16 protein-coding genes are annotated in these 15,232 nt (G+C 69.5%); 8 read left to right on the plus strand and 8 right to left on the minus strand.

Translation table 11 applies throughout. The features are described from left to right. Positions 1-21 precede the first annotated feature (21 nt). From Q5696_RS04825 to Q5696_RS04845, 5 genes are read right to left on the minus strand one after another with little or no spacing between them, the layout of a single operon-like run. Positions 22-1,521 carry an acetyl-coenzyme A carboxylase carboxyl transferase subunits beta/alpha gene (locus Q5696_RS04825; protein WP_305094074.1) on the minus strand — a complete coding sequence of 500 codons (1,500 nt, stop codon included), beginning with the start codon at positions 1,519-1,521 and terminating at the stop codon, positions 22-24. 45 nt (positions 1,522-1,566) lie between these two features. Continuing rightward, positions 1,567-2,769, minus strand: coding sequence for an ABC transporter permease (locus tag Q5696_RS04830; protein ID WP_305094075.1), 1,203 nt, complete (start codon positions 2,767-2,769; stop codon positions 1,567-1,569). Next, positions 2,766-3,665: an ABC transporter ATP-binding protein gene (locus Q5696_RS04835; RefSeq protein WP_305094076.1), complete on the minus strand. Its 900-nt coding sequence runs from the start codon at positions 3,663-3,665 to the stop codon at positions 2,766-2,768. The genes Q5696_RS04830 and Q5696_RS04835 overlap by 4 nt, the downstream gene beginning before the upstream one ends. Continuing rightward, positions 3,662-4,213 (minus strand): hypothetical protein, encoded by a 552-nt coding sequence (locus Q5696_RS04840; RefSeq protein WP_305094077.1) that lies wholly within the window; start codon positions 4,211-4,213, stop codon positions 3,662-3,664. Before Q5696_RS04840 ends, Q5696_RS04835 begins: the two co-directional genes overlap by 4 nt. A 5-nt stretch (positions 4,214-4,218) precedes the next feature. Further along, positions 4,219-4,497, minus strand: coding sequence for a helix-turn-helix transcriptional regulator (locus tag Q5696_RS04845; protein ID WP_305094078.1), 279 nt, complete (start codon positions 4,495-4,497; stop codon positions 4,219-4,221). Positions 4,498-4,597: 100 nt separating this feature from the next. Here Q5696_RS04845 and Q5696_RS04850 point away from each other — a divergent pair, with 100 nt between their 5' ends. The 3 genes from Q5696_RS04850 to Q5696_RS04860 all read left to right on the plus strand — a co-directional run bounded on the left by Q5696_RS04850 (position 4,598) and on the right by Q5696_RS04860 (position 6,930). After that, a complete protein-coding gene (locus tag Q5696_RS04850) occupies positions 4,598-5,137 on the plus strand; it encodes a hypothetical protein (protein WP_305094079.1) in 540 nt (179 codons plus the stop codon). Positions 5,138-5,213: 76 nt separating this feature from the next. Further along, positions 5,214-5,747: a copper chaperone PCu(A)C gene (locus Q5696_RS04855; RefSeq protein WP_305094080.1), complete on the plus strand. Its 534-nt coding sequence runs from the start codon at positions 5,214-5,216 to the stop codon at positions 5,745-5,747. Then, positions 5,740-6,930, plus strand: a complete 1,191-nt coding sequence (locus tag Q5696_RS04860; protein ID WP_305094081.1) for a Dyp-type peroxidase — start codon at positions 5,740-5,742, stop codon at positions 6,928-6,930. Before Q5696_RS04855 ends, Q5696_RS04860 begins: the two co-directional genes overlap by 8 nt. A 42-nt stretch (positions 6,931-6,972) precedes the next feature. On the opposite strand, the gene Q5696_RS04865 is transcribed toward Q5696_RS04860, so the two are convergent. Continuing rightward, positions 6,973-8,610, minus strand: coding sequence for an ABC-F family ATP-binding cassette domain-containing protein (locus Q5696_RS04865; RefSeq protein WP_305094082.1), 1,638 nt, complete (start codon positions 8,608-8,610; stop codon positions 6,973-6,975). 119 nt (positions 8,611-8,729) lie between these two features. Between Q5696_RS04865 and Q5696_RS04870 the strand changes: the two genes are divergently transcribed. The 3 genes from Q5696_RS04870 to Q5696_RS04880 are packed head-to-tail and all read left to right on the plus strand — an operon-like array spanning position 8,730 to position 11,475. Further along, entirely contained in the window at positions 8,730-9,746 is a 1,017-nt protein-coding gene (locus Q5696_RS04870) for a TIGR03617 family F420-dependent LLM class oxidoreductase (protein ID WP_305094083.1), read from the plus strand. Next, the gene (locus tag Q5696_RS04875) at positions 9,743-10,555 is read left to right on the plus strand and encodes an enoyl-CoA hydratase/isomerase family protein (RefSeq protein WP_305094084.1); all 813 of its coding nucleotides are present in this window, start codon (positions 9,743-9,745) and stop codon (positions 10,553-10,555) included. Before Q5696_RS04870 ends, Q5696_RS04875 begins: the two co-directional genes overlap by 4 nt. Beyond that, positions 10,546-11,475, plus strand: coding sequence for an SDR family NAD(P)-dependent oxidoreductase (locus Q5696_RS04880; protein ID WP_305094085.1), 930 nt, complete (start codon positions 10,546-10,548; stop codon positions 11,473-11,475). Before Q5696_RS04875 ends, Q5696_RS04880 begins: the two co-directional genes overlap by 10 nt. A gap of 11 nt (positions 11,476-11,486) precedes the next feature. Here the strand turns inward: Q5696_RS04880 and Q5696_RS04885 are convergent, their stop codons facing one another. Next, positions 11,487-12,095: a class I SAM-dependent methyltransferase gene (locus Q5696_RS04885; protein WP_305094086.1), complete on the minus strand. Its 609-nt coding sequence runs from the start codon at positions 12,093-12,095 to the stop codon at positions 11,487-11,489. Beyond that, positions 12,092-12,475 carry a hypothetical protein gene (locus Q5696_RS04890; protein ID WP_305094087.1) on the minus strand — a complete coding sequence of 128 codons (384 nt, stop codon included), beginning with the start codon at positions 12,473-12,475 and terminating at the stop codon, positions 12,092-12,094. The genes Q5696_RS04885 and Q5696_RS04890 overlap by 4 nt, the downstream gene beginning before the upstream one ends. Before the next feature lie 75 nt (positions 12,476-12,550). On the opposite strand from Q5696_RS04890, the gene Q5696_RS04895 reads away from it, so the two are divergent. Together Q5696_RS04895 and Q5696_RS04900 are read left to right on the plus strand one after the other, a co-directional pair. Beyond that, complete coding sequence (locus Q5696_RS04895) at positions 12,551-12,850, plus strand: hypothetical protein (RefSeq protein ID WP_305094088.1); 300 nt, start codon at positions 12,551-12,553, stop codon at positions 12,848-12,850. A gap of 16 nt (positions 12,851-12,866) precedes the next feature. Further along, on the plus strand, positions 12,867-15,224 hold the full coding sequence (locus Q5696_RS04900) for an arylsulfatase (RefSeq protein WP_305094089.1): 2,358 nt from the start codon (positions 12,867-12,869) through the stop codon (positions 15,222-15,224). The last annotated feature ends 8 nt before the right edge of the window (positions 15,225-15,232 follow it).

Here is a 15,232-nt window from a genome sequence, read left to right on the forward strand (position 1 = left end):
CCGGAAGTTACCGGGCAGTCACTACGACGGCAGCCCCAGTGTCCGGTACCGCGCGAGCCGAGCACCGAGACGGTCGTCCCCGGGCAGGGGACGCAGCGCGGCCAGTTCCCGCCCGATCGCGGCGCCGACCCGGCGCGAGAAATCGACCGGCTCGACAGCCGCGTCGGGGTGCTCGGGGATGACGGCGTCGACGATGCCGTCGCGCAGCAGATCGGCCGACCGGATGCCCTGCGCCGCCGCCATCTGCGGGGCGTGCGCGGTGTCACGGTGCACGATCGCGCTGGCGCCCTCCGGCGGCAACGGTGCCAGCCAGCCGTTCTGTGCGGCCAGGACCCGGTCGGCGGGCAGCAGTGCGAGCGCGCCGCCCCCGGTGCCCTGTCCGAGCAGCACCGACACCGTCGGGGTGCGCAGCGTCACCAGATCCGAGATGCAGCGCGCGATCTCGGGTGCCATGCCGCGCTCCTCGGCCTCCTGCGACAGGGCCGCACCGAGCGTGTCGATCACCAGCACGAGCGGCAGCCGCAACTCGGCGGCCATCCGCATACCCCGCCGGGCCTCGCGCAGCGCGCCCGGACCCATCGTCGTCTGCGCGGACTGTCCGGCCCGGTCCTGGCCGAACAGCACACACGGCTGACCGCCGAACCTGGTGAGCGACAACAGAACCGTCGAATCGACCTCCCCCTGACCGGTGCCGCTCAGTGGAACGGCGGTGGACGCGGCGTGCCGCACCAGTTCCCGCACGCCGGGTCGGTCCTCGTGCCGTGACACCATCACCGACTGCCATGCCGGGACGTCCGGGACGTCGTCCGCACTGTCCGCGGGGGCCGGCGCGGAATCGTCGGCGGGATCGACGAGGACGTGCAGGGCCCGGTCGACGAGATTGCGGAGCTGGTCGACGGACGCGACCCCGTCGATGACCCCGTTGCGGTACAGGTTCTCCGAGGTCTGCACACCGGCCGGGAACTCCACGCCGTACAGCGCCCGGTAGACGCGTGGGCCGAGGAAACCGACGAGCGCGCCCGGTTCGGCGATCGTCACGTGCCCCAGCGACCCCCACGACGCGAACACGCCGCCGGTCGTGGGATCCCGCAGGTACACCAGGTACGGCAGGTGCGCCGCCTTGTGCGCGGCCACCGCTGCGGCGATCTTCACCATCTGCACGAACGCGACGGTGCCCTCCTGCATGCGGGTGCCACCGGACGTCGGTGACGCCAGCAGCGGCAGTCCCTCCGCGGTGGCCCGCTCGATCGCGGCGGTGATCCGTTCGGCGGCGGCGACACCGATCGAGCCGGCGAGGAACGCGAACTCGCATGCGATCACCGCGACCGGGCGACCGCCGAGCAGCGCGGTGCCGGTGACGACGGACTCGTCGGCCCCCGACTTCGCGGCCGCCGCGTCGAGTTCGGCGCGGTACCGCTCGTCGGGGCCGACGTCGACCGGTGCGGCGTCCCACGAGACGAAACTGCCGGTGTCGAACACTCTCGAGATCAGGTCCCGAGCCGAAATCCTGGTGCGGGGCATGATGTTTCCTTCCTCTCGTGGGTCGCCGATGCTACCTGTCTCGGATTACCGGGACAGCGCCTCGCGCCACGACACGGTCTTGCCGATCCGCAGGATCGACCGCTGGTAGATGCGGGCTGCGATCGCCGACATGCCTCCGGTGACGACGATCATCAGGACGATGGTTCCGGCGATCTGCGCTCCGCTCGCGACCCCCGCGGCGATCCGCAGCGGCATGAGGATCGCGGAGAACGGCGGAATCCAGCTGAGCACGTTCGACAGGGTGCCGTCCGGGCTCTGCACCGCACTGAACGACGCGAAGAACATCGCCATGATCAGGATGGTCAGCGGCATCGCGGTGGAGTTCACGTCCTCCTGGCGCGACACCATCGATCCGGTGGCCGCGTAGAGCACCGCGAAGAATGCGAACCCGAGGACGAACCAGCCGAGGGTTCCGGCGAGCGTGCCCCACGCGGTACCGCCCAACGTGAGGACGCCGGTCGCGACACCGGTGCCGACCCCGACGACACCGTATGCCGTCAACTGGGCCAAGCCGACCGCACCGATCCCGATCACCTTGCCCCACAACAGCTGCAGCGGGCGCAGCGTCGAGAGCAGCAACTCCACCACACGGGACGACTTCTCCTCGACGACACCCATCGCGACGTACATGCCGAACGCCAGGATCTGCATGTACAGCAGCACCACGACGGCCATGGACAGTGCGATCCGCTGCCCCTTCTCGGGGTCCGGCGGATCGATCGGGTCGACGGTGACGACGGCCGTGGAGGTGTCCGCGGCCAGCTGCCCGGCGTCGACGCCCTGCTCGGCGAGCGCGGTGGTCTGTGCCTGCGCCGCGACGGCGCCGTCGAGTACCACCCGCAGCCCGGTCCCGATGTCCGACTTCGTGATCGCGGTGGCGCTGCCGTCCGTGCCCGGCACCAGCGCGACGTCGAGATCGCCGTCCTCGACACGGGTGCGGGCGGTCTGCTCGTCGGCGATCTCGACGACCTCGACGGGGTTGCCGGCAGCGTCCCCGGTGGCGACGAGTGCCGCACTCAGCGTCTGGTCGCCGACCAGGCCCACCGTCGACCGGGATTCGTCGTCGCTGCCGGAGAAGATCGACGCGGCGACGAGACCGCCGACGATCGCGATCAGCACGATCGCGTTGCTGATCAGGAAACTCTTCTTGCGCACCTGGGTCAGGAATTCGCGGCGCGCGACGAGGGCGATCGCGCGGGCCGGGCTCAGGCCGGTCCGGTCGTTCATGCGGACACCACCTCTCGGAACAGTTCGGTCAGGGACGGTTTGCGGACCGCGAACTCGTGGACGGGTCCGGTCTTCAGTGCGGCGTGCAGCACGGCCTGGTCGTCGGCGCCGTCGCCGAGCGACAGCACCGTGCGGCCGGCGTCGTGGCTGAGAACCGTCACCCCGAACAGGTGGTCGGCCCACCCCGACGGTGCGGCGGGGGCGTGTACCTCGAGCAGGACGGCGCCGCCGCCACGGAGCTCGTCGACGGTGCCGATCGAGGTCATCCGGCCCTTCGCGATGATGCCGACACGATCGCACAGCCGCTGCACCAGATCCAGTTGGTGACTCGAGAAGATCACGGGCACACCGGTGTTCGCCTTCTCCACGAGAACCTCGCTCATGACGTCGACGGCCACCGGGTCGAGTCCGGAGAACGGCTCGTCGAGGATGAGGACCGCGGGATCGTGCACCAGCGCGGCCGCGAGCTGCACCCGCTGCTGGTTGCCCAGGCTCAGGGCGTCGACGGTGTCCTTCACCCGATCGGCGATGCCGAGGCGCTCCGTCCATCGCCGGGTGGCGTCGGCGGCCTCACGGCGGGGCAGCCCGTGCAGCTCGGCGAAATAGGTGAGCTGATCACCCACCTTCATCTTCGGGTACAGGCCGCGTTCCTCGGGCATGTAGCCGATCGAGCGGCGCACCTCGAGATCGACGGGCCGGCCACCGAGTCGCACCTCACCGCTGTCGGCGGCAAGCACACCGAGCGCGATCCGCATCGTCGTCGTCTTGCCGGCGCCGTTGCTGCCGACGAAGCCGAAGATCTCGCCGGGGCGGACTTCGAAACTCAGGCTCTCGAGCGCGACGACGTCACCGTAGCGTTTCGCGATGCCGTCGAATGTGAGGGTTTGACCGGTCATTCCGTCTCCTGTCGGTCGTCTGTTTCGGGGTCGGGGCGAGTCCAGGCGAGGATCATCGCGGGTGTGCAGGCGCCGACGATGAGGGTGGTGAGGACGAAAAGCCCTGCAGCGTAGAGGAACCTGGTGTCCACGACCGCACCGACGCGGCTGCCCGTGACTACCAGGACCGCCGCGGGCAGGAACGTCAGCACCTGGGTGACGGTCAACCCGATCGACCGGGCGCTGTCGCGTTGCTGGAGTTCCCACTCGTCGAGGGCGTCACGGGGCGCATCGCCCTGCCGGCCGGACACGATCTGCAACGTCGTCCACGTGACGAGGAACACCGCGACGGCGGGCACCCACAGCAGTGCGCCGGCGGTCATGTCCACCAGGCACACCCCGCCCACGGCGGCCATGCACGTCAGGATCACCGCGAGCACCACGACGAGCAGGCGCCGTCGTCGCCGGGTCCGCCAGCGTGGCAGCCAGTGCCGGTACCGCTCCTCGTTGCGGAGGAAGCGTCGGGTGCGGAAGTTCTGGTACCGCTCGAGAACTGTGGTGTCGGGCACGGTCGTCACCTCGTCGGGTCGCGGTCGGATCGGTACAGCTCGGTGCTCAGCGGCCCGAACTCGGTGCGGGCGAACACCGCCTCGACGGGCAGGTCGAAGACGGCGCAGATCCGCAATGCGAGATCGAGGCTGGGGTAGTGGTCGCCGCGTTCGAGGGCGCCGACGGTCTGGGGGTTCACCCCGACCAGTTCGGCGAGCCGGGCGCGGCTCATCTTCCGTTCCGCGCGCAGCACGGCGATGCGATTGAAGATGGGGAGATCGGGCCCCCGGCGCACCGGACTCATATATCGAAGTGTTGGGAAAACCCAACAAAATGTCAATTCGTCCGACGGTCCGGGACGGTCGGCGACATGTGCATACGACGCCCTGTAGTAACCTCTGGTCATGCGGTCCGCCCCAGGTGAGGAGCTTGCACGACACGTGCGTGGCCTCGCCGTCGGCGGATCCGTCGTCGCCCTCGGAATCGGGGCACACGGACTGGCCGGCGGTGGCCTCCCGCACGGGGCGACGCTGCTGATGCTCGGCGGAGTCGCCGCGGTGCTCGCCGCGGTCGTCGCCGTCGTCCCCGCACTCACCACCCGCCCCGCCGCGCTCGTCCCGGTCCTGGCCGTCGGCCAGGTGCTCTCGCACGCCGTCCTCGCGCTCGGTGAATCACACGGCGCACACACCGGATCGCACACGAGCACTCCGATGCTGCTCGCGCACGGTGTCGCCGTCGTCGTGTGCGCGACGCTCATCGCCGTCACCGAACGGATCGGGCCGCACGCCCTCGCCGCACTGCACCGCATCCTCCCGCGACTGTTCGCGGCCCTTCCGGTCCGGCTCGAGCCGGACCGGCCGCACGTGGTCACGGACGTGCGCCCGCACGTCGCCGTCGTCGCCGTCGACTCGATCGCGCGCCGCGGCCCGCCCGTCACCGCCTGAAACCTGCTTCCCTCACGCCGCGTCCGGCCCCGATGCCGTCGACGCGCGTCCCTTCCTGCCTCGAAAGGCAACACACATGGCCACGCACAGCACACTGTTCACCCGTACCCGCGTCCTCGCCGTCGGCGCCGCAGCCGCCGCAGCCGTTCTCGCTCTCACCGGCTGCAGCAGCGACACCGACCCCGCCGCCACCGACACGTCGTCGATCTCGTTGCAGGACTCGTGGGTCAAGGCCGCCGACGGCGGCGTCACCGCGATGTTCGGCACCATCGTCAACGACTCCGACGACGCCGTCACTCTCACCTCGGTGACCACGACCGCGTCGCCGCGCGTCGAACTGCACGAGATGGCCCCCGACGGCACCGGCCAGATGAAGATGCGGGAGAAGGACGGCGGTGTCACCGTCGCCGCCCACGACAGCTACGAACTCGCGCCCGGCGGCGACCACATCATGCTGTTCGACCTGCCCGCACCCGTGCAGGCCGGTACCGACGTGACGTTCACGTTCGAGTTCGCCGACGGCGCCACCACCGAGTTCACCTCTCAGGTCCGCGACTTCACCGGTGCCCGCGAGGACTACGGCACGCACGGCGAGTCGCACGATGGCTGACCTGAGCCGTCGTCAACTGTTCGGGTTCGGCGCCGCCGCGGTCGGCGGCGCCGGGCTCGGCCTCGGCGCCGGGGTGCTCTCCGGGCGCACCGCCCAGGCCGAGCCGGTGCCCGAGACCGTCCCGTTCCACGGGGAACATCAGGCGGGGATCGCGACGCCGCCGCCCGCGCACACCACGTTCGTCGGCCTCGACCTGCGGCCCGGTGTCGATCGGGCCGCGCTCGTCCGGCTCATGCGGGTGTGGACCGACGACGCCGCCCGCCTCACCGCGGGCCGGGGTGCGCTCGCCGACACCGAACCGGACCTGGCCGTCGTGCCCGCCCGGCTCACCGTCACCGTCGGATTCGGGCCCGGTGTGTTCCGGGTCGCCGGGATCGAGGACCGGCGGCCGTCGTGGTGCGCCCCGCTGCCGCCGTTCGAGATCGACCGGCTCGAACCCCGTTGGAGCGACGGCGACCTCCTGCTGCAGGTCGGCTCCGACGACCCCGTCACGATCGCGCACACCCTGCGGGTGCTGCTCAAGGCGTCCCACGGGACCGCCACCGTCCGCTGGCTGCAGCGCGGCTTCCGGCGGGCCCACGGCAGCGAGCCCGCCGGCACCACGATGCGCAACCTCATGGGGCAGGTCGACGGCACGATCAACCCGGAAGCCGGGACCGACGACTTCGACCGGGTCGTGTGGAACGACGGCGCCGAACAGCCCTGGATGGCCGGCGGCACGTCGATCGTGATCCGCCGTATCCACCTCGACCTCGACGGCTGGGACGAACTCGACACCCCCGTTCGCGACGAGGTCATGGGCCGCCGCCAGTCCACCGGTGCGCCACTCACCGGCGAATCCGAGTTCGACGCACCGGATTTCGGTGCCGTCAACGCCGGCGGGTTGCCGATCATCCCCGAGTTCTCGCACATCGCACGGGCCCGGCCCATGGCCGTGGACGAGCGGTTCCTGCGTCGCGGCTACAACTACGACGAACATCCCGACGGCACCGGTATCTCCGACTCCGGCCTGATCTTCACCACCTACCAGGCCGACGTCACCCGCCAGTACCTGCCGGTGCAGCAGCGACTCGCCGACGGCGACATGTTCAACCGCTGGTCCACCCCCATCGGCTCGGCCGTGTTCGCGATTCCACCCGGAGTCCGTGCCGGCGAGTACGTGGGGCAGGGGGTGCTGGGGTAGTCGGCTGTGCGCCTTTTCGGTGGCAGCAGCTACCGAAAAGGCTCACAGGCAGTGCAGCTGCCCGTCCTCCATCTGCCAGTGCCGGGTGTGGCGCATGGTGCCCAGCATGCGGCGGTCGTGGGTGACGAGCAGCAGGGTGCCGGTGAACGACTCCATGGCCTGCTCGAGCTGTTCGATGGCCGGCAGGTCGAGATGGTTGGTGGGCTCGTCGAGGACGAGGAGGTTGACGCCGCGGGCCTGCAACAGGGCGAGGGCGGCGCGGGTGCGTTCGCCGGGGGACAGGGACGATGCGGGCCGCAGCACGTGGTGGCCCTTGAGTCCGTACTTGGCGAGCAGGGTGCGGACGTCGGCGTCGGGCCAGTCGGGGACCTGCGCGGCGAACGCATCGGCGAGGATCTCGTCGCCTTCGAAAAGCCCACGCGCCTGATCGATCTCACCGACGGCGACACCCGATCCGAGGGTCGCGGTGCCCGTGTCGGGGGTGATCTTGCCGAGGAGGACCTTCAGCAGGGTGGACTTCCCGGAGCCGTTGGGTCCGGTGACGAGGATCCGGTCGCCCCAGTCGATCTGGGCGCTCACCGGGCCGAACGTGAACGAATCACGATGCACCACAGCACCGCTCAGGGTGGCGACGACAGATCCGCTGCGGGGTGCGGGAGCGATCTCCATACGCAGTTCCCACTCCTTGCGCGGTTCCTCGACCACCTCGAGCCGTTCGATGCGGCGCTGCGTCTGGCGGGCCTTCGCGGCCTGCTTCTCGGTGGATTCGGCGCGGGCCTTGCGTCCCATCTTGTCCGAGTCGCCGCCCTTGGCTTTGCGGCGGACGTTGCGGACGCCGTGCTCGAGCCAGTTGCGTTGCATCTGAGCGCGATCCTGCAGGGCGGACAGGTTCCCGGCGTACTCGTCGTACTCCTCGCGGGCGTGCCGACGGGCCACCTCCCGTTCGACGAGATAGGCCTCGTAGCCGCCGTCGTACACGGCGATCTGCTGCTGCGCGATGTCGAGTTCCACGATCCCGGTCACGGTGCGGGCCAGGAACTCCCGGTCGTGGCTCACCACGACGAGGGCGGTGCGGGTGTCGTCGACGAACTGTTCGAGCTGTTCGAGGCCGGGCAGGTCGAGGTCGTTGGTGGGTTCGTCGAGTAGCAGCACGTCGTAGCGGGACAGCAGTAGCGACGCCAGCCCGGCGCGGGCCGCCTGCCCGCCGGACAGGTCCGTCATCAATGCGTCGCCGGTGACGTCCAGACCGAGGTCGGCGAGGACCTGTGCGGCACGTTCGGTGAGGTCGGCGCCACCGAGAGCGAGCCACCGGTCGAGGGCGGGGGAGTAGAGGTCCTCGCCGCCGTCGGCGAGGGATTCGGCGGCCGCGTTCATCGACTCCTCCGCGGCCGCGACACCGGTGCGCCGACCGAGGAACCCGAGGACGGTTTCGCCGGGGATCCGGTCGGGTTCCTGCGCGAGATAGCCGACGGTCGCATCCGGTGGGCTGAGCGTGACGGTGCCGTCGATGTCGGCGTCACCGCTGCCCGCGAGGGCGGTGAGCAGTGTCGACTTGCCGGCCCCGTTCGCGCCGACCAGTCCGATCACGTCGCCGGGGGCGACCGTCAGGTCGAGATCGGAGAAGAGGGTGCGGTCGCCGCGGGACGCGGAGAGGCCGGAGATTCGCAGGGTGGCAGTCACCTGCCGATTATCCCCACTGTCCGGGACGGGCGAACACGCCGTGTCGCTTGCCGTGTAATGATCGGGAACCCGATCCGGGTCTGCCGCGACCGGCGGCCGCCGACGGAAGGGGAACGATCGTGAAGGTGGACGTCCAACTCGACGGGCGGCCGGAGCATGCCGCACAGCGGGCACAGGAACTTGCCGCGCTCGGCGTGGACGGACTGTTCACGTTCGAGGGCGCGCACGACGTGTTCCTGCCGCTGGTGTCTGCCGCCGCGACGACCGACGTCGACCTGATGACGAACGTCGCGATCGCGTTGCCGCGCAGCCCGATGCATCTCGCGCACACCGCCTACGATCTGCAGACCCTGAGTCGGGGCCGGTTCCGGCTGGGGCTGGGCTCCCAGATCCGTCCGCACATCGAGAAACGGTACGGGGCGCAGTGGTCGCGGCCGGCGGCGCGGATGCGGGAGACCGTACTGGCGGTCAAGGCGATCTTCGATGCGTGGGAAGGCGGATCGCGTCTGCGGTTCGAGGGCGAGTTCACGACGCACACGTTGCTGCCGCCGACGTTCGACCCCGGTCCCAACCCGTACGGGCCACCACCGGTCCTCCTGGGTGCCCTCGGTCCGGTCATGACCCGGACGGCCGCCGAGGTGGCCGACGGGCTGCTCGTGATGCCGTTCAACAGCGTCCGGCACTTCCGGGAACGGACACTGCCGGCGATCGAGGACGGACTCGACCGCGCCGGCCGGACGGCCGCGGACCTGACGATCCACCCCCAGGTGATCGTCGGTGTCGGACGTACCGCCGAGGAACTCGACGCGGCGTCGCGCGGGGTGCGCGCGCTCCTCGCGTTCTACGGGTCGACGCCCGCCTACCGGCCCGTCCTCGAGGTCGAGGGGTGGGAAGGTCTGCAGCCGGAACTGAACGTCCTGTCCAAACAGGGGCAGGTCGCGGCGATGACGGAGCTGATCGACGACACGATGCTCGCCACCCTGGCGGTGCACGGCACCCCCGAGGAGTGCGCGGCCGAGATCGTCGCCCGGTTCGGTTCCCACGCCGACCGGGTGTGCTGCTATTTCCCCGGATATCCGGTGCGGGAGAAGCACATCGCGGAGCTCGTGGCGTCCGTGAAGGCGCTCGCGTCGTGACACCGGTGCGGCTCGAGATCGCCGACGGCGTCGCGGTCCTCACCCTCGACCGACCCCGGCAGCGCAACGCGTTCACAGGCGAGACGGGACGCCGGCTCGGGGAGCTCTACCGGCAGCTCGACGAGGACGACGACGTCCGGGTCCTGGTGCTCACCGGCACCCCGCCGGCCTTCTGCGCCGGAGCCGACCTCACGGCGGGCGCCGACGCGTTCGCGGCGCCCACGGACACGGAGTTCTCGGCATCGCCGGTGAATCCGCCCGCGTTCGATCTGCGCAAGCCGGTGATCGCGGCGGTGAACGGTCACGCGATCGGTATCGGACTGACCTTGGCGATGCAGGCCGACATCCGCATCGTGGCGGCCGACGCCAAGTATGCGATTCCACAGGTACGTCGGGGTGTCGTCCCGGATGCCCTGTCGCACTGGACCGTTCCGCAAGCGACAGGTAGCGCGGCGGCCGCCGACATCCTCCTCACCGGCCGTACGTTCGACGGTGCCGAGGCGGTGCGCCTGGGTATCGCGAGCCGCTGCCTGCCGGCCGACGAGGTGCTGCCCGCGGCGCTGGCCACGGCGCGGGACATCGCGGTCCACACCGCCCCGATGTCGGTGGCGCTGAGCAAGCGGTTGCTGTGGGCCACGCTCCGGCACGGGTTCACCCCGGAACAGGTCGGTGACCACGAGACCGAACTGCACCACCGCGTCATGGGGACGGCCGATGCGGCCGAGGGGGTGCGAGCGTTCGTCGACCGCCGCGACCCGCGGTGGGCGGCACGGATATCGACAGATTGGAGAGAGCTTCCATGGGAGTGAACGACTTCGGGCCCGAGACGACGGCCTCCGACGTGCTGGACGGCGTCGACCTGGCCGGTCGGACCGCGCTGGTGACCGGGGTGACCAGCGGACTCGGTGGCGAGACCGCCCGCGCTCTCGCCGCAGCCGGCGCGACGGTGATCCTCGCGGCCCGTGACGAGACAGCGGCCGCCGCGGTCGCGGAGCGGATCCGTGGGGAGATCCCGGACGCCGCACCGACGACCGTCGCCCTCGATCTGGCCGACCTGTCGAGCATCCGGGATGCAGCCGAGCGGCTCGGGACCCGCCCCGTCGACCTGCAGATCAACAACGCAGGCGTGATGTACACGCCGTTCGCCCGCACCGCAGACGGGTTCGAGCTGCAGTTCGGCACCAACCACCTCGGGCACTTCCTGCTCACCACCCTGCTGCTACCGAACCTGCAGGCGGCAGCGGACCGGTCCGGGACGGCGTCCCGGGTGGTGGCGGTATCGTCGGACGCGCATCGTGCGCACGCCGTCGACCTGGCCGACCCGAACTTCCTGAACCGCCCCTACGACAAGTTCGTCGCGTACGCGCAGTCCAAGTCGGCCAACGTCCTGGCGACGGACGAGCTGCGGAACCGCTACGACAGCAAGGGAATCCATGCCTTCGCGGTGCATCCTGGAGTGTGCGCGACCGGCCTGTCCCGGCACATGAGCCGGGACGACTTCGCCGAGATGAAGCGGATGAGTGCCGGCAAACCGGGACTGTTGACCGATCTGAAGTCGATCCCGCAGGCCGCCGCCACCTCGGTGTGGGCGGCCACCGCGCCGGAACTCGCGGCCCGGAGCGGCGCCTACCTCGCGGACTGTCGGATCGATCGGGCCGCCGAGCACGCCGTCGACCCGGAGACCGCGGCCGCGTTGTGGGAACTGTCGGAGGCCTTCGTGGGGCGATGAGTACTTCTCGATCACTCGCGGACGAGGCGAAAGAATCTCGGTTTCGCGCTCGCGAGTACGCCCGGCGCACTCGAGACGTTCATGGGCTCGTCACCGACGACGGTCCATCCGCCGAGGGACCGCTCGATATCGGCCCGCGACGCGCCCCGGGGTAGTGGGCCGCGGAAACCGGGCGAGAACGCGAACATCAGCAACCGAGCGCCGGGCACGGTTACCTCGGTCAGGCCGCTGCCGTACGCCGTGCGCTGCTCGTCGCCGAGTCCGTGGAAGCAGCCGATATCGAGCGCCAGTGTGTACCCGCTGTCCACGTATGCGGGCAGGTTCGTGACATCGCCCAGCACGAAGGTCACGTCCGCGCCGGCGGCCGGTAGCTTTGCCCGAGCCTGCTCGATCGCGAGTGGGACGGAATCGACGGCGGTGACGGACCATCCGCGGGCCGCCAGTTCGAACGCATGATCGCCGGTGCCGCAGCCGAGATCGACGGCCTTCGCCGTACCCGAATCGCCGGGTGGCGGAGCGGCGTCGAGCAGGTGCTTCAATTGGTCGCCGAAGACGCTGCGCCCGGCACTCTCCCATGGTGTGAAGCCGAATCGATACGCCAGCCGGTATCCGAGGTTCATTGCTCACCCCTTCCGGAGATCAGACCGCCTGGATAGAACTTAGGCCCGACCACGACGGCGACACAACGGAGTCGACGGTGGTCGCCGGACCGGCGGGTGGAGGCGCTGTCAGCGGGCGTATGCGTTGAATCCGCCGTCTCCTCGCAGCGCACCGTGTCGGTGACATCGACCTCGAAGGCCCGGCCGATGCCGCTCGCCGCGCCGGTGCCGACGATCGTCCTGTCCGAAGGTCGGTTCATTTCCCGCCTCATTCTCTCGCGATCGATCCGGAAGCGATCAGCGCGCTGTTCTCCGGCACCTGCAAGATCAACCGCCAGTTGTACCCGGCCGGTGACCGGGCGGCAGGCACCAACACCGAGAAGCCGGCCAACGTTGTTCAATCGGCGCCGTCGGCCGCCGGGATCGTTGCCGAACTCAACCCGATTCCGATCGCGCAGAGCGAACCGCGATACATCGTGGGTGACTTCCGATCGTCGGTGGCGAACACCTTCAGCCCGAAGCTCGACCCCGCCGAGACGGTCGACTACTTCCTGACCGGCCCCTACAGTCTGGCCGACGGCAATACACAGATCGCGGGACTGGCTGTGAAAGCCTCGAGTCCGATCCTGCCGCAGGAGAAGAGGACACCGTTGTACAACCAGATCTGCAACCAGACCAACGCGACCGTCTCCACCGCGAAGGTGACCGGCACCGAGGACATGCCCTGGATGAATCTCGGCATCTTCGACCTCCGCCACGTGGACATGACGAAATAGTGAAAGGTTGTCTTCCATGACCGAGTCCGAATTCGACGAACGTGGTGTGCCGGTCGACCTTTCTCCGGAGCGGCGCGCCTACCACGATTTCCGTGGTCGGGTCGGCAGGACCATCGCCGATTCCGAGTCCTACTGGCCGCCGCGACCGTCCGCGCAGGGAGCGCCGAACATCGTCGTGATTCTGTGCGACGACCTCGGCTACTCCGACATCGGGTGCTTCGGTTCGGAGATCCCGACACCGAACATCGACCGGTTGGCCGACGAGGGGCTGAGGTACACCAATTTCCATGTCACCCCCATGTGTTCGCCCACGCGGGCCGCGCTCCTGACCGGCCGGAACGCGCATGCCGCCGGTGTCGGATACGTCGCCCATGCGGATCCTGGCTTCCCTTCCCTGGCAATGGAGTTGGCGGACGATGTGCCGACGGTCGCGGAGACGCTGCGTGGTGCCGGCTACGCGACGATGGCGGTCGGAAAGTGGCACCTCTGCAAGGACAACGACGACCATGACGCGGCGTCCATGGATTCGTGGCCACTGCAGCGCGGCTTCGAACGGTTCTACGGTTTCCTCGGCGGGATGACGGACCTGCACAACCCGCCGGCGATCCTGCGTGGCAACGAACAGATCTCGCCGGACAGCTATCCGCCCGGCTACTACTTCACCGACGACATCACCGACGAGGCCGTTCGGATGGTGAAGTCGGTGAAGGCCGCCGACCCGGCCAAGCCGGTCTTCCTCTACGTCGCACACGGCGCCGTCCACGCGCCGCTGCACGCCAAGCCCGAGGACATCGACCGGCACCGTGGGGCGTACTCGGGTGGCTGGGACAATTTGCGAGAGAACCGCTTCCGCCGCCAGCAGGAGTTGGGCATCGTCCGTCCCGATACCGCCTTGTCCCCGCGCAACGTCGAGGCGGGGGATTCGGTGCCGTCGTGGGACAGCCTCGACCCGGACCGGCAGGCGGTGTTCGCCCGCTACATGGAGGTTTATGCCGCGATGGTCGACAGCGTCGACCAGAGCCTGGGCCGGGTGCGCGCAGTGTTCGAGGACCTCGGCGAGTGGGACAACACCATCGTCCTGTTCACGTCGGACAACGGCGCCTCACGTGAGGGCGAGGAGGACGGGACGATGCAGTACTTCGATGCCCTGCGCCGCTTCCACGACAAGGGCAGCCGCGCCGACGGCTTCGCGCGTGACCTCGAAACGATCGACCTCGTCGGGACGGCCAGGTCCATGCCGCACTACCCGCGGGGATGGGCGATGGCGTCGAACACGCCGTTCCGTCTCTACAAGGTGAATACGCACGCCGGCGGGCACACGGTTCCGACGGTCCTGTCGTGGCCCCGCCGACTCTCCGGATATGGCGGTCAGATCCGTCGGCAGTACGTCCACGCCGTGGATCTCTATCCGACCCTGCTCGAGCTGGCCGGTGTCCCGGACGTCGACCACCGGCAGGGTGTTCCGCTGAAGCCGTTGGACGGCAGCAGCTTTGCCGGGACGATGGCGTCGGGCGACGCTCCACACGACCGTGGCGGTCAGCACTACGAGATGTTCGGGCACCGCGGCTACCACGAGGACGGTTGGGAGATCGTCAGCCGCCACGTCACGGGAAACCCCTTCGACGACAGCGAATACGAACTGTACGACCTGCGTTCCGATCCGACCGAGACGACGGACCTGGCCGACGTGTACCCGGACAAGGTCGCCGAGCTGTCGAAGCGGTGGGAACGGGCCGCGTGGGAGAACCAGGTGTTCCCGCTCGACGAGGGCAGTGGACTCAAACGCGCGCTCCGGCCGGCCCGCGAGTCGGCGATGTCGCAGCCGGTGCGCATACTCCCCGGTACACCGACGCTCGAACGCTATCGCTCGGCCCAGTTGGTGGCGTTGCGGTCGTATCGCATCACCGTCGACGTGGATCTCGCGGTCGGTGACAGGGGGACGCTGGTCGCGCACGGCGGACAGTACAGCGGGTACGGCCTCTACATCGACGACGACGGACTCCGCTACGTTCACAACGCGTACGGAACCGTGGACGAGATCCGGTACCGGAGCCTCACGCCCGGCCGTCAGGAGATCGTGCTGGATGTGCACGCCCACGACGCCTCCACGCTGACGGTTGGTCTCGAAGTCGGTGGGCGGCGTGTGGCGGAGCTGTCCCGGGTCTCCTCGATGGCGGGGCAGGCGCTCTTCCAGGGGATCGACGTCGGGATCGACCGGCGCTCCCCGGTGTCGTGGGACAACTTCCTCGCCCATGGCGCCTTCCCGTTCACCGGTCGACTCGTCGCCGTCGGGTACGAACCGGGTGCTCGGCTCGCCGACGTGGGACCGGCGGCCGTCGAGCGATTGCGGGCTCTGGCGCTGAAGCAGGAGTAGCCCGCCGA

The sequence above is a fragment of the Prescottella sp. R16 genome, assembly GCF_030656875.1.
In the GTDB taxonomy this organism is placed as follows: Bacteria; Actinomycetota; Actinomycetes; order Mycobacteriales; family Mycobacteriaceae; genus Prescottella.

What these genes read in the sequence shown, in the direction of transcription:
- Q5696_RS04825 (WP_305094074.1), bottom strand. Translation starts at nt 1,521, where the DNA reads ATGCCCCGCACCAGGATTTCGGCTCGGGACCTGATCTCGAGAGTGTTC.
- Q5696_RS04830 (WP_305094075.1), bottom strand. Translation starts at nt 2,769, where the DNA reads ATGAACGACCGGACCGGCCTGAGCCCGGCCCGCGCGATCGCCCTCGTC.
- Q5696_RS04835 (WP_305094076.1), bottom strand. Translation starts at nt 3,665, where the DNA reads ATGACCGGTCAAACCCTCACATTCGACGGCATCGCGAAACGCTACGGT.
- Q5696_RS04845 (WP_305094078.1), bottom strand. Translation starts at nt 4,497, where the DNA reads ATGAGTCCGGTGCGCCGGGGGCCCGATCTCCCCATCTTCAATCGCATC.
- Q5696_RS04850 (WP_305094079.1), top strand. Translation starts at nt 4,598, where the DNA reads ATGCGGTCCGCCCCAGGTGAGGAGCTTGCACGACACGTGCGTGGCCTC.
- Q5696_RS04855 (WP_305094080.1), top strand. Translation starts at nt 5,214, where the DNA reads ATGGCCACGCACAGCACACTGTTCACCCGTACCCGCGTCCTCGCCGTC.
- Q5696_RS04860 (WP_305094081.1), top strand. Translation starts at nt 5,740, where the DNA reads ATGGCTGACCTGAGCCGTCGTCAACTGTTCGGGTTCGGCGCCGCCGCG.
- Q5696_RS04880 (WP_305094085.1), top strand. Translation starts at nt 10,546, where the DNA reads ATGGGAGTGAACGACTTCGGGCCCGAGACGACGGCCTCCGACGTGCTG.
- Q5696_RS04885 (WP_305094086.1), bottom strand. Translation starts at nt 12,095, where the DNA reads ATGAACCTCGGATACCGGCTGGCGTATCGATTCGGCTTCACACCATGG.
- Q5696_RS04900 (WP_305094089.1), top strand. Translation starts at nt 12,867, where the DNA reads ATGACCGAGTCCGAATTCGACGAACGTGGTGTGCCGGTCGACCTTTCT.